This is a genomic window from Promicromonospora sukumoe 327MFSha3.1 (assembly GCF_000385135.1).
Taxonomy (GTDB): domain Bacteria; phylum Actinomycetota; class Actinomycetes; order Actinomycetales; family Cellulomonadaceae; genus Promicromonospora; species Promicromonospora sukumoe_B.
This window is the reverse complement of sequence record NZ_ARQM01000011.1, coordinates 668,160-681,141: the sequence shown is the minus strand read 5'-3', so window position 1 is coordinate 681,141 and position 12,982 is coordinate 668,160. Positions and strand designations below refer to the sequence as shown.

Annotated in this window: 8 protein-coding genes; 2 read left to right on the top strand and 6 right to left on the bottom strand. The window is 73.9% G+C overall.

The annotated features are described in order from the left end of the window. Positions 1-34: 34 nt before the first annotated feature. Positions 35-1,207, bottom strand: a complete 1,173-nt coding sequence (locus tag H291_RS33830; RefSeq protein ID WP_026365840.1) for a hypothetical protein — start codon at positions 1,205-1,207, stop codon at positions 35-37. 125 nt (positions 1,208-1,332) lie between these two features. On the opposite strand from H291_RS33830, the gene H291_RS0116750 reads away from it, so the two are divergent. Together H291_RS0116750 and H291_RS0116745 are read left to right on the top strand one after the other, a co-directional pair. Further along, positions 1,333-2,094 (top strand): class I SAM-dependent methyltransferase, encoded by a 762-nt coding sequence (locus H291_RS0116750; RefSeq protein WP_020016162.1) that lies wholly within the window; start codon positions 1,333-1,335, stop codon positions 2,092-2,094. Positions 2,095-2,123: 29 nt separating this feature from the next. After that, complete coding sequence (locus H291_RS0116745; RefSeq protein ID WP_033326963.1) at positions 2,124-3,143, top strand: NAD-dependent epimerase/dehydratase family protein; 1,020 nt, start codon at positions 2,124-2,126, stop codon at positions 3,141-3,143. Positions 3,144-3,164: 21 nt separating this feature from the next. Here H291_RS0116745 and H291_RS0116740 read toward each other — a convergent pair whose 3' ends face one another. The 5 genes from H291_RS0116740 to H291_RS0116720 form a co-directional block, all read right to left on the bottom strand. Next, positions 3,165-4,547, bottom strand: a complete 1,383-nt coding sequence (locus H291_RS0116740) for a copper amine oxidase (RefSeq protein ID WP_020016160.1) — start codon at positions 4,545-4,547, stop codon at positions 3,165-3,167. Between the two features lie 146 nt (positions 4,548-4,693). Further along, positions 4,694-7,567 (bottom strand): choice-of-anchor G family protein, encoded by a 2,874-nt coding sequence (locus tag H291_RS0116735; protein ID WP_020016159.1) that lies wholly within the window; start codon positions 7,565-7,567, stop codon positions 4,694-4,696. 398 nt (positions 7,568-7,965) lie between these two features. Beyond that, on the bottom strand, positions 7,966-10,317 hold the full coding sequence (locus H291_RS30500) for a helix-turn-helix transcriptional regulator (protein ID WP_020016158.1): 2,352 nt from the start codon (positions 10,315-10,317) through the stop codon (positions 7,966-7,968). A 284-nt stretch (positions 10,318-10,601) separates the two neighbouring features. After that, complete coding sequence (locus H291_RS0116725) at positions 10,602-11,066, bottom strand: hemerythrin domain-containing protein (RefSeq protein ID WP_020016157.1); 465 nt, start codon at positions 11,064-11,066, stop codon at positions 10,602-10,604. 111 nt (positions 11,067-11,177) lie between these two features. Next, on the bottom strand, positions 11,178-12,935 hold the full coding sequence (locus tag H291_RS0116720; protein ID WP_020016156.1) for a bifunctional ADP-dependent NAD(P)H-hydrate dehydratase/NAD(P)H-hydrate epimerase: 1,758 nt from the start codon (positions 12,933-12,935) through the stop codon (positions 11,178-11,180). Positions 12,936-12,982 lie beyond the last annotated feature (47 nt).

Sequence of the window (12,982 nt, the reverse complement as noted above, 5' to 3'; positions counted from 1 at the left end):
CCATCCTCTCCGGTCGTCGGGGCTGCTCGCCAGGTCAGGGCAGGTCGTCGCGGAGCCACCGGCCCGCGAGCGCCTCGGCGGGACGACCGGCGCCGGCCCGGTGGGCGATGTCCGCGCCGCCGTCGCCGTCGCCGTCGTCGCCGCTGCCGCCGTCGGACCGGAGCCGGTGCGCCACGTACCCCCAGACGGCGAGCGCCAGGGCCGGGCCCCAGTACCAGCACGGGAAGGCGATGGCGCCGACGATTCCCTCGACCAGGCCCTGCCCGCTGAACAGCACGAGCATGGGGACCGTCGAGAAGATCAGGGTGACGGCGATGAGCCCGCCGGGCACGGCGGCCGCTGCGATCGGTACGCGGCGTCCGGCGAGGCCGGGCATCCAGCGGGGGAACATCTCGCCCCACGGCCGGATCAGGCCGAGCGTGAGGAAGAACCCGAGCCACGCGCCGCTGGACAGGGTCAGGCCCCAGATCCGGGTGGAGAGGTCCAGGTCGAACCCGAGCTGCGGCCACGGCGTGAGCCAGGTGAGACGGATCAGCGCGTACGGGAGCGGTCCGGTGGCAGCCACGATCGTGATGGCCTTCCGGTGCCGCACCACCCAGTCGGTGGCGCGGTCGACGGCGGGCGTGCCGGCCAGCGCCTGCACGCCGACCGCGGCCCAGAGGGTGCCGGTGACGAGCACGAGGAGGGTCAGCAGCAGGCCGGCACGCTGCTCCGCGAGCCCGGAACCGAGCATGCGCAGGATGCCGCCCAGGGCGTCGCGCGCCAGGAAGCCACCCACGAGGAGCACCACCAGGCCGGGCACCCCGACGGTCCAGCGCGCCACCGGGTACCGGCGCACCACCTGGACCAGCAGGACCACCACGGCGAGAGGCATCGCCATGGCGACCAGGTAGCCCATGGTGGACAGCGGCCCGGTGCCCTGCAGCACCACGCCGAACACCACGAGCTGGAGCACGGCGGCCGCGACCCGCCCCCGGGTGCCAAGGGCTCCGGCGAGGGCCGCGATACCGGCCGCGACGGCGGTCAGCGCCGTGACCACATGCGTGACGACGGCGGCGTCGGGCCCGGCGAGGCCCGCCAGGAGCGCGGCGCCCGGGACGGTGTAGGGGCTGGGCCAGAGCCCGAGCAGCCAGGTGAGGCCGAGCAGCGCGGTGACGCCGCTGGCCACGGTGGCGCCGATCAGGGTGGCGCGGGTGAGGCGGGGCATGACGGTTCCCTTCGGTCGGTCGTGCGGTATGCCTCCACGCTCCCGTCCGCGGGGTGCGCCGCCCCTCCCCCGGTCGGGGGATATCTCCTGGTGACCGGGGGATGTCCGCGGTTAGCGTCGGCGGCATGACGTTCGACGAGCAGGTGGCCGAGGCGCTGGCCGTCCCCACCGACGGCTGGGACTTCTCCTGGTTCGCGGGCCGCGCCACCGAGGAGCGCCCCGGGTGGGGCTACGTCCGGCTGTGCGGCGAGCGGCTGGGCCGCGCCGGCGCGGTGCTCGACGTCGACACGGGCGGCGGCGAGGTCTTCGCCGAGGCGCTGGGGCTGGCGGCGCGGGTACCGGACGTCGTGCGCGCCACGGAGGCGTGGGCGCCGAACCACTCGCTCGCCTCGGCCGCGCTGCGCCCCTACGGGGGCGTGGTGCGCCTGGTCGACGGCGGCGACGGCGCGCTGCCGTTCGACGACGACACGTTCGATCTGGTCACGGGCCGCCACCCGGTCGCGTTCCCGTACCGCGAGGCCGCGCGGGTGCTGGCGCCCGGCGGCACGCTCCTGGTCCAGGAGGTGGGCGGGGGCTCGAACCGCGAGCTGTACGAGTTCCTCATGGGCCCGCAGGCGAACGACGACGACGCGTACACCGGCCGGCTGCGCGCCCGGGTGACCGACGCCGGGCTGGACGTGGTGGACCTGCGGGACGCGCGGACCCGGGTGGAATTCTTCGACCTGGCCGCGGTGGTGCACTTCCTGCGCAAGGTCCTGTGGACGGTCCCCGACTTCACGGTGGACAGGTACCGCGACCAGCTGCGTGCGCTGTACGACCACATCGCGGAGCACGGGTCCTTCGTCTGCCACAGCCGCCGCACGCTCGTGGAGGCCCGGAAGGCCTGAGCTGCCTGGTCAGCACCTACGATCGGGTGATGCGCAGAGCGGTAGTCCTCGGTGGTACCGGTGTGCTCGGACGGGCGGTCGCACGCCGGCTCGTCGCAGCGGGCTGGCAGGTCGACCTGACAGGACGGGACCCGGCACGCCTTCCCGCGGACCTTGCCTCGGCCGGCGCGCGGCACCACGTCGCCGACCGGTCCGACGCGGCCGCGACCGCCGGGCTCGTCGGGGACGGCGTCGACCTGCTCGTGGACTGTCTCTGCTTCACGGCGGCGGACGCGCGCGGCCTGCTCCCGACGCTCGCCGACGTCGGGTCGACGGTGATGATCTCCAGCAAGGCGGTGTACGTCGACGCCGACGGCAACCACGTCAACTCGCCGGTGAAGCCGAGGTTCACAGGGCCTGTGCGCGAGGACCAGCCGACCGTACCGCCGGACGAGAGCGGGGCCTACGACTCGGCCGCCGGGTACGGGGCGAACAAGGTGGCGGCCGAGGGGGTCCTCCTCGACTCCGGCCATCCGGTCACGGTGGTCCGCGCGTCCAAGGTGCACGGCGAGGGCGCCGTGCCGGCACGGGAGTGGTACTTCGTCCGGCGCGTGCTCGACGGCCGTCGCGTCGTCCTCCTGGCCGACGGCGGACGCGGCGTCGATCACCCCACGGCCGCGATCAACCTGGCGGCACTCGTGGAGACCGTGGCGGACCGACCTGGGACGCGAGTCCTGAACAGCGCCGACCCGGATGCGCCGAGCGCCCGAGCCATCGCCCGAGCCGTCGCCGACCACCTGGGGCACTCCTGGGACGAGGTCCCGCTCGACGGTTCAGCACCGACGGGCCTCGGACGCACGCCCTGGAGCACGGCGTCCCCCATCGTGCTGGACACGTCAGCGGCCGAGGCTCTGGGCTATCGGCCGGCAGGCGGCTACGCCGAGACGGTCGGCGAGGCCATCGACTGGCTGCTCCGCACAGCCCAGGAGCAGCGCACCCTGCAGCACGAGTACTTCGACGGCTCGTTCGACTACCCGGCCGAGGACGCGTTCCTCGCCGCCCTGAGGTAGCCACCCCCGGCCGCGTACTGCTCAGTGGGTGTCGGCCGGCTTCCCGTTGACGTCCTCGCGGGCCGGCGGCGGGTCGACGCGCTGCGCGGTGAGGTCCCGCGGCGTGAGCGTGAAGCCCTGCCAGTGCATCTCCATGGGGCTCTGGTCCTCGTCGCGCGCCACGTGGTGGAAGCCGACGGCGACCCATGTGACGACGTCGGACAGCTCCGCCCCGTCCTGCGCGAAGTCGAGCACGCCCGCGCCGCAGGAGCCGTCCTTGTTGGCCGTGGCGTAGAGCTGGCAGTCGTCGGCCTCGGTGAACGCGAGCGCGTAGCCGTCGTCGCTGTCGCCACCGCCGTCGGCGCCGCCCGTGTGCTTGTGGTCCTGCGTGAGCTGGAAGGGCGTCGTCGCCCCCAGCTCGATCTGGTACGAGATCGGGTGCTGGTCCGCGTTGAGGACCTCTGGGTTCACCACGCGCCACCAGCGCCGGTCCGCCGCCTTGGCGGTGCCCTCGCGCGGGATGCGCGTCAGGCCGCCCTCGACGAGCGGCGCGCGCGGGCCCACCTCGCCGGTCGGCGCGGCGTCGTACTGCTCGACCACCTGGCCGCCCCGGCCGCCGAGGGCCCAGTGCACCCGCCAGACGGCATTGTGCGAGTGGCTGGTGGCGTAGTCGGTGTCGCCGGGGCCGACGGGCCAGCCGTGGGCCGGGTCGTCCCCGTAGTCCTCGGGCGACAGGTCGCCGGTCGCGCCCAGGTCGGACCGGATGCTGCCGTCGCCGCCGAACGTGTACTGGCTCACGTACTCGTACCAGCCCACCTTCGAGATCGTGGAGAGCCGCAGGTCCGTGCGCCGGGCCACCTCGGTCCCCGTGGTGTCGCCGCTGCGGTAGGCGATGCCGCCGTCGACCACCTCCTGGCAGAGCACGGCGCGGTCCTGGCCGCCGCCGCCCATCGAGCCGTCCCCGATCTTCGGCACGTAGGTCTCGAGCCGCTCCCCGAGGCACTCCGGCTCGGTGAGGGTCATGATGTGGCTGCCGCCGAAGCCCTGGGTGGTGATGTCCTCGGTGTTGCGCAGGCCGGTGTCGTACGGCACCTCGAGCTGCCCGATGGACAGCTCCGCGAGCACCAGCACCGGCTCTTCGCCGGCGGGCGTGAAGTGCACGTCCTCGAGGACCAGGCCGCGGCTCGCGTCGACGCGCCAGCACATGGTCCACACGGAGCCGCTGAGCAGCTCCTGCGCGAGCGGTTCGTTCTCGGCGCAGTTCACGTGCGCGCTGCCCTGCACCCGCGAGTCCTCGTCGCGGGGGCTCGGCGCGGCGGGCAGGGCCTGCTCCACCACCATGATCGCGGCCACGACGAGCGAGACGATGGCGGCCGCCGCGACGATCGTCGGGACCAGCCTCCGTTTCGACGACACCTCGCGCACGGTTCCTTCTCCTTCGCTCAGCTCTCGGCCCCCTGCGGACCCTTTCCTGACAGGACCGGCCCGGTGCGACGAGGTCGCACCGGGCCGGTCTGCTTCGGACGCCTGACCGCTGCGTCCGTCTACTGCTTCGTCAGAGACTCAGTCCGTCAGGCGGAACGCGAGTCGTCGGACAGGCGGCCCATCGCGGTGGCGAAGGCCTGGCTGATCTCGCGGCGACGCTTGATCATGACCGCACCGGCGCCGAGGAGCAGCACCGTCGCACCGATCAGGATGCCGACGTTCGCACCGGTGGAGGCGAGACCGCCGTCACCGTTGCCACCAGCGCCGGCGACGACCTCGAACGTGGCCGACGCGGAGTCGCCCTGCTCGGTGCTGACCGCGATGCCCTGGTGCTCACCCAGGTCGAGCCGCTCGTCGACGGTGAACGTCCACTGGACGTTGCCCTCGGCGTCGGCCTCCTGGGCCTGGAGCGCGAAGCTCTCCGAGTTGATCAGGCCCACGACGACCTCACCGGGCTCGAAGCCCGAGGCGTAGAAGGTCTGCTCGTCGCCCCGCTGGGCGGTCGGGTTCTCGAAGCGCGCCGTCAGGTCGCGCCCGTCGCCACCGACCGTCTCGATGACGGCGATCGGCGTCTGCGCGCCCTCGCTGCCGTCGTCCGGCTGCGCGTCCACGATGATGACGCCCGGCGGGGTGTCCTCGGGGACGGTGATCGGGGTGGTGAAGCCGCAGTCCTCGTCCACCTTCACGGTGACCGGCTTGCCGATCTTCTCACCGTCGGTGGTCTGGAGCTGCACGGTGACGTTGGCGCCGGCCGGGAAGCCGGTACCGGTGATGGTCACCTCTTCGCCCGCGCGGACCATGGTCGGGTCGGCCGTGATGGCCGGGTCCGTGCACTCGCCCGGGTTGTTGGTGCCCGGGTCGAGGATCTCCAGGGGTGCCTCGGCACCCTCGCTGCCGTCCTCCGGCTCCGCGCCCACGACGTGGTCGCCGGGCTCGGCGTCCTCGGGAACCGTGAGGTCGGTGATGAAGCCGCAGGCCTCGTCCGGGGTGACCGTGATCGGGTCGCCGACCGGGTTGCCCTCGGCGTCGCGCAGCTGGACCGTGACCGGCACGCCGGCCGGGAAGCCCTGACCCACGACGGAGACGGTGTCGCCCGGGTAGGCGGCGTTGGGCTCGACCGTCAGGGTCGGGTCCATGGCGCAGATGTCGGAACCGGCGACGACTGCCAGCGGGGCCTCGGCGGCCTCACCGGTGGTGTCGTCGGTGCCGACGACCGTGTAGTCACCGAGCTCGGCGTCGGACGGGACCGGCACCGGGGTGCTGAAGCCGCCCTCGGAGTCGGTGTCGACGGCGATCGCGTCACCCACGGGGTTGCCCTCGGGGTCGGTGAGCTGGACGGTCGCGGTCGAGTCCGGCGTGTAGCCCTCACCGGTCGCGACGGTCGACTGACCGGGCGCGACCGAGGCCGGCACGGCGGTCAGGGTCGGGTCGATCTCGCCCGAGCCACCGTCGTCGCCGCCGATGCGGACGGCGGCGTTGCCCAGGTTGATGCGTGCGACCTCGTTGGCCGGCAGCAGGGCGATGCTCAGCGCCGACAGCTCGAAGGAGGTCTCGGCAGCAGCGGCCTTGGTCGACGTCGGGGCAACGCCCTCGGTCATGACCTGGCGGTTGATCGTGATCGACAGCACCTGCGACAGGACGTCGAACACCGGCGAGAGCAGCTCGCGGAGCGGCTTCGTGATGGCGTCGGTCTTCAGGTCGTTGATCAGCAGGTCGAAGATGTTGTCACCCTCGTCGCTGATCAGCAGGTCGTAGACCGGGGCCAGGATCGGCGCCAGGGCCGGGCCCACCGTGTTGATGGTGCCGACCAGGAGCTCGGCGACCGGGGCCATCGTGCCCGTGCTGTTGTTCACGGCCTCGGGGAAGTTGCCGTTCACGGCGTCTGCCAGCGGCAGCGACCACGAGACGTCGAGGTTGCCCAGCGGGCTCTCGTCGGTGAAGGCGATGTTGATCGTCACCGAGTTCAGCGAGTCCTCGATCGCGCCGATGAGGATGTTGGTGATGTCCTCCATCAGCTCGTGCACGGTCTCCGCGATCAGCGGGTAGGTCGTGTCGTCGATGAGCTCGGTGTTCGGGTCGAGCGCGTTGATGCCACCCTCGTTCGGGCCGTCCACGAGCTTGTCGAGGTGCACCTCGAGCTGGCCGGTCGACAGGTCGATCGTGATGAGCTGGTTCTTCGAGGTGATCGGCTCGCCCACGACGGACTGGAACAGGTTCTCCTGCATGTTGCTGTCGACGGTGATCGACGGCGTCGGAACGCCAGGGATCGCGTCGAAGAGGCCGGTCAGGGCGCTCTCGTCCAGGTTCTCGTTGACGAGGTCCTCGACGGTGGTGTCGATGGTGCCACCGATGTCGTAGATCGACGAGGCAGCGTCCTCGATGACCGGGGAGTGCAGCGTCAGGTCCAGGTCGGCGACGCGGTACTGGCCGGGGCCACCCACGCCGTCCTGGTCCAGGATGACGCCGTCCTCGGCCTTGACCTCGGCCGCGCCGGCGCCTGCCTCGAGCAGGAGCTGGTCGACGATCTGGTCCGTGAGGCCGTCGACGCCCAGCAGGCGCGCGACGGACAGGACGTCCACGGTCGCCTTGCCGAAGTCGTCGGTCTCGCCGTCCAGGGTCACGCCGCCGTCGGCGCCGGCCAGGCCGGAGATCGCGTGGGCGTCGAGCGGACCCGAGGCCTCGCTGCGGCTGGCGAGCGCACCGAGCTGACCGAAGTCCAGGATCTCGTCGAGGCGGACCTCGACGTCACCGAGGTGAACGAGCTCCGAGCCGAGCAGCTCGACGTTCAGGTTGCCCTCGTTCGGGCCTGCGTTCGAGACCGAGCCGGCCTCGGAGTAGGCGGCTGCTGCCAGCGCCTTCTTGAAGAGCGTCGAGTCGAGGACGCTCGCAGCGGCCTCCGACGGCTCGTCCGGGTAGCTGTCAACGGCGGCGACTGCCGGCAGACCCGTGGCGGTAACCACAAGGGCCGAAGCCGCGACCGTCACCAGAGATCGGCGCAGTACGAGGCCACCCCTTCGACGGCGTGACGGTACTTGCGTTGGGTTCAACGGAACTCACTCCTCCACATTCGCGCTTAAGAAAAAGCGTCCGGATCGGTACGTGATCACGTCCGGATCTTCGGGGCGGTCGCATGAGGCGCACCGGCTCCCGGCCCTCAGGGAACAGTGGTTCTCAGCCGCCTGCCAGGCAGAGCGGTAATCGTGCGCTGACGCAATCGAACGCAACCGCAACTGCGTTCGAGACGATTCGAGGCGCGCCAAAAGCAGGCGTACGCACAATGCCGGAGAGAAGCGAAAGAAGTCCGGAATGCCGGGTGAAAAACAGCCGCGCGAGCGGGTGAAAAATCTGCGCTCGGAAGTTACCCGCCGGCGAGCCAGGCGGGCGGCCGGGTCTCCGCGAGCCGGACCAGATCGCGCCGGTCGCGGATGCCGAGGGTCGTGTAGGCCTGCCGCAGCCGGTTCACGACGGTCCGCTCGGACACGAACGTGGCCTGGGCGATCTGGGAGTTGGTCGCGCCGTGCACCGCGAGCCGGACCATCTCCCGCTCGTGCCTGCCCAGCACCTCCCACTCGGGGCCGGCCGCGCCGCTCTCGTCCGTCTCGGCGAGGAACACGTCGATCCCGCGCAGCCAGCCCGCCATACCCGCGAGCCGGACCAGCGTCCGGGCCTCGTCGAGCATCGCGGTGCCCGTCGCGCGGCCCCCGCGTGTCACGGCGTACCGGCCGTAGGCCACCAGCATGCGCACGCGCTGCCAGGGGGACATGGGCACGGGCGCCGCGTGCAGCGCCGCCTCGAAGGTGGGTGACGGCGTGCCGTCGTCGGCCAGCAGGGCACTCAGCCGGGACCAGGCCGCGGCGACGTCGACCGCCGACCGCTCCTCGGGGGCCACGGGCGCCTCGAGGAGCCGCTCGACGCGGGGTCCCACCCGGCCGGGCGGCGTGGACGCCATGACGGCTTCGACCAGGTCGCAGCGCACCTGCACGCGGCCGCGGTAGGGCCAGGCACAGTGCTCCAGGGCGATGGTCAGCAGCGCGACCGCGCCCTCCGCCTGTCCGACCACGAGGTGGGCCGCGCCGAGGTCGGCCGCGTACTCCCCCAGCGCCCGCGGCGACCAGCTCCCCGCCTGGGCGGGCATCGTGCTGGCCGGGGCGGTGCCGTCGACGACGGCGTCGGCCGCCGCACGCAGCCCGCGCGCGGGCAGCCACTCGTCCACCGAGGGCCGCAGCTCGGCCGCGTGCGCGAGGTGGGTCCGGACATCGACGGCGCGGCCGTCGAACGCCGCGACCCGCGCCGCGGCGAGGTCCCGGGCCACGATCTCCGCGACCGTGCTCCGGGCCGCCGCGCCCGAGTGGTCGGCGAGCAGGCTGCGGGCGCCCACGACGTCGCCCAGCATCAGCAGGGCACGCACCTGGATCTCGACACCCACCCAGTCCTGGCCGGGCGTCGGCCCCAGCAGCCGAAGGTCCGCGCGGAGCGCGCCGGGGTCCGGCAGCTCGCCGGTGCCCTCCAGCCGCAGCAGCGTCAGCGCCACGCGCGCGCCCGCGGCGCGCACGTCGGCGGGGATCTCGGCGGCGTCGCGCCACCAGAGGTGGTCGGTCCACTCCGGCCCGACGCCGTCGGGCACCAGCGGTCCGTCGCGGTGGTCCATCCAGGTGCGCCCGGTCAGCAGCGAGACGCCGACGGCGCGCGCCGCGAGGCGCGGCTCGGGGGCCGCGGCCACGACGGCCCAGGCGCGGGCCGGCAGCTCGTCGAGGTGCAGCCCGTCGAGGATGTGCTCCGCCGCGTGCGCGCCGGTCACGTCGCGCTCGGCGACCTGTGCGTCCCGCACGTCGGCGTGCCCCTCCGCGCCGCGCGCCTCACGGCACAGCAGCGCCAGCAGCGGGTGCCGCACGGCGGACCGTGCGTCCCGGCGCTCCAGGGCGGCCCCGCCGAGCGGCGCGGCGCCCAGCGGCGCGCCGGCGAGCGCGGTCATGGTGGCCGGGTCGAGGCCCGCCAGCATCGCGCGGTAGACGCGCCGGGCAGCGGAGCCCACGACCTCGGGACCGGACCAGGCGGCGTCCCCGCGCAGCTCGCCCGAGCTCAGCGCACCGGCGAGCTCCAGGGCGATCCGAGGGTTGCCCGCGCTCCACCAGCGCAGCTGCTCCACGACGTCGGCGGCGACCGGGACGCTCAGCTCCATGTCGAGCACGCGGCGCAGGGAGCCGCGGTCCAGCGGGCCCAGCTCCAGCACCTCGACGTCGTCCGAGAGCGGTTCGGCGGAGATGCTCCGTACGGCGGCGATCACCCGCCAGTCCTGCCCGTACGCCTCGTCGGCCAGGTGCTGCAGCCAGCGTGCGCGCTCGGCGGTGAGCACGCCCACGTCGTCGACGAAGAGCACACGCGGCCCGGTGCCGGCGTCGCCCGCCCAGGCCGAGACGGCGCGCAGGAAGCCCGCGGCGTCGAAGTCGGAGTCGTGCTCCAGGTGGTCGGGCACGGACCAGGCCGACAGGTCGATGCGCCTGCTGTTCTCCAGGTCGTGCGCCGAGGGCCGTGGCGAGCACGGCCGGACCACGCGCACCGCCGACGACCCCGCGCCGACCTGCTTGAGCGCGCGGATGACCGTCGCCGTCTTGCCGATGCCGCTCAGGCCGCGCACGACCAGGACCGTCGGGTCCAGGTCGGTCGCGAAATGCCCGATGACCCGCAGTTCTCTGTCCCGCCCGTGGACCACGTGGCCCCTCCCCCTGCCGCCCGCCTGGCTCTGTCCTGCCTCCGAAGTCGTCGGCGACATGGCCGCGGAAGGCCCGTAGCTAGATAGCACGCACACCCCAATTCCCCTGAATTGCATGAATATTGATCGGAGCGCGTCGAGAGTCTATGACAAGAGATAAATCGTGCAGTTCGTGCCTGTGATACGAGGAAATTACCCTCCTACCTGGCACAACTCGGGCAGCCGGGATAAAGGCCTGCCTTCCGGAAATAAATCCGGAATGCCCAATTCGGCAGAGGGTGGCGTCAGGCCAGCGGGCCGAGCAGCGCCTGCGCGTCGGACGCCGGCCGGTCGGCGTCGTCGAGCACGGGGACGAGCTTCTTCTCCTCGTACCGGAAGTGCGTCTCCATGACGGCGTCGATGCCGTCCAGGTGCCGCAGCAGCACGTCCCGGTCCTCGCCGGACAGCGCGGCGCGCTCCAGCTCGCCCAGGAGGTGGTCGAGCATGGAGTGGTCCCGCTTGAGGTCGGCGACCACGGGCGCGAGGTCCGGCCGGGCGGTCAGCACGACGTCGAACAGCGTGGCGTCCTCGGCGCGGTGGTGCCCCGTCAGGGCGGCGCAGAACCCGACGCAGTAGAGCTGGAGGTCGCGGGTCGCCGCAGGGCCGGACGCGCCGTCCTCGACGGCGGCTCGTGCGACGCCGAGGGCGTCGCGCAGCCGCCGGTGGATCTCGCGGAGCTCCTGCCCCCAGGCGACGACACGTTGACTCATCACGGGCCAGCCTAGCGGGGCCGGCCGCCGGCGGGGGCGCGGCGAGCCGGGCCGACGGCGGGAGCCGCGGCGGGGCGGGCCGCCCGGCCCGCCCCGCCGTCGTGGGCGCCCTCAGCCCAGGAGCTCGGCGATCACCGCGGGCACCGCGCGGGCGATCTCCAGCGCGGCGACCGGCCCGCCCGCCGACGCGCGCGCCGCGGCCCGGCCGTGCACCAGCACGGCGGCCGCCGCAAGGCGGGCCGCGAGGGTCTCGTCCGCGACCACGTCGGCGGAGCGGCCGGCCAGGAGCGTGCCGAGGATCCCGGCCAGGACGTCGCCCGCGCCCGCGGTCGCCGTCCACGGCGGGGCGTCCGCCTGCGCGTAGGCGCCGCCGGGGCCGGCCACGACCGTGACCGCACCCTTGAGCAGCACGGTCGCGCCGGTCGCCTGGTGCGCGGTGCGGGCCCAGTGCAGAGGCCGCGCCTCGACCGCCGCGCGGTCGGCCTCGTGCCCGAGGCCCTGCAGCAGCTCCGCCAGCTCGCCGGCGTGGGGCGTCAGCACCGCCCAGGCCGGGAGCCGGTGCTCCAGCATGGTGAGCGCGCCCGCGTCGATCACGGCGGGCATCCGGCCGCCGGTCACGTCCTCGGACAGCACGCCGGTCACCGCCGCGAGCGCCCCGAAGACGCGACGCGCCTGGCCGTCGTCGTCGGGCCCCTCCTCCGGGTCGAAGGCAGGGAGCCCGGGACCCAGCACCCACGCCTGGACGCGGCCGCCCGCCACGACCACCTCGGGCCGGGCCAGCAGCACGCGGGTGCCGACGTCCTCGGGGCCGAGGTAGCGCACCATGCCGGCCCCGGCGCGCACGGCGCCGGACGTGGCCAGCACGGCCGCGCCCGGGTAGGTGCTCGTGCCCGCGACCACCCCGACGACGCCGCGCGTGTACTTGTGGTCGCGCGCGGTGGGCGCGGGCCAGAGGGCGGCGACGTCGGCGGGCTCCAGGCGCCGCACGCGGCCGGAGCCGGTGTCGGTGCCGGGCATCGCGTGCCGGCCGAGGGTGACGCGCTGGGCCGCGCCGGCCCAGTGGTCGGTGACCGAGACGTCGGGGAAGCCGATGTCGACCAGCTCGACCGTGCCGGCGAGCTGGGCCGCCGGGGGCAGCAGCAGCCCGGCCTTGAGCGCGCCGAACGTGACCGTGCGGTCCGCGGGCAGCACCGGGCCGGGCACCACGCCGTCGTCCACGCCGATGCCACTGGGGATGTCCACGGCGACCGTGTACGGCCAGCGGCGGCCGGCCGCCTCGCGGGCCTCGACGAGGGCGCGGACCAGGCCGCCGGCGGGCGGCCGCAGGGCGCCGCGGGCGCCGACGCCGACCAGGCCGTCCAGCACGACGTCGGACGCGCGGGCCCACTGGACCACGGTCGGGACCCGGACGTCGGCGAGCCGCTGCACGTGCCCGCCGGCGGCCTCGAACGCCGCGAGGCCCTCCTCGTGGGCGCGGGCGGACACGAGGACCGCGGTGACCGACATCCCCCGGCGCGCCAGGTGCGCACCGGCGTACAGGGTGTCGCCGCCGTTGTTGCCGGGGCCGACGAGGAGCAGGGCGCGCGCGCCGCGCACGTCGCCGCGGGTCTCTGCCGAGCGGGCGGGCCGCACCCGGGCCGTACCGGGCAGGCCGTCGGAGCCGAGGCTCCCCCGCAGGCGGACGCCGCTCGGGCGGGCGGCAGGGCGACCGGCCGGGCGGGTCGTACGGTTCCCGGCAGGACGGGCCGCCACCTCCCGCAGGACCGTCCGGGCCAGCGCGTACGCGGCCCTGGCCATGAGCGGCACGCCGGCGGCGATCAGCGGCTCCTCGGCCTTTCGTACCTCGTCGGAACTCCACGCGTCTTTCACAGCCCCATCCTGCCGCCTCGACCAGCACCGGAGGTACCGAAACCCGA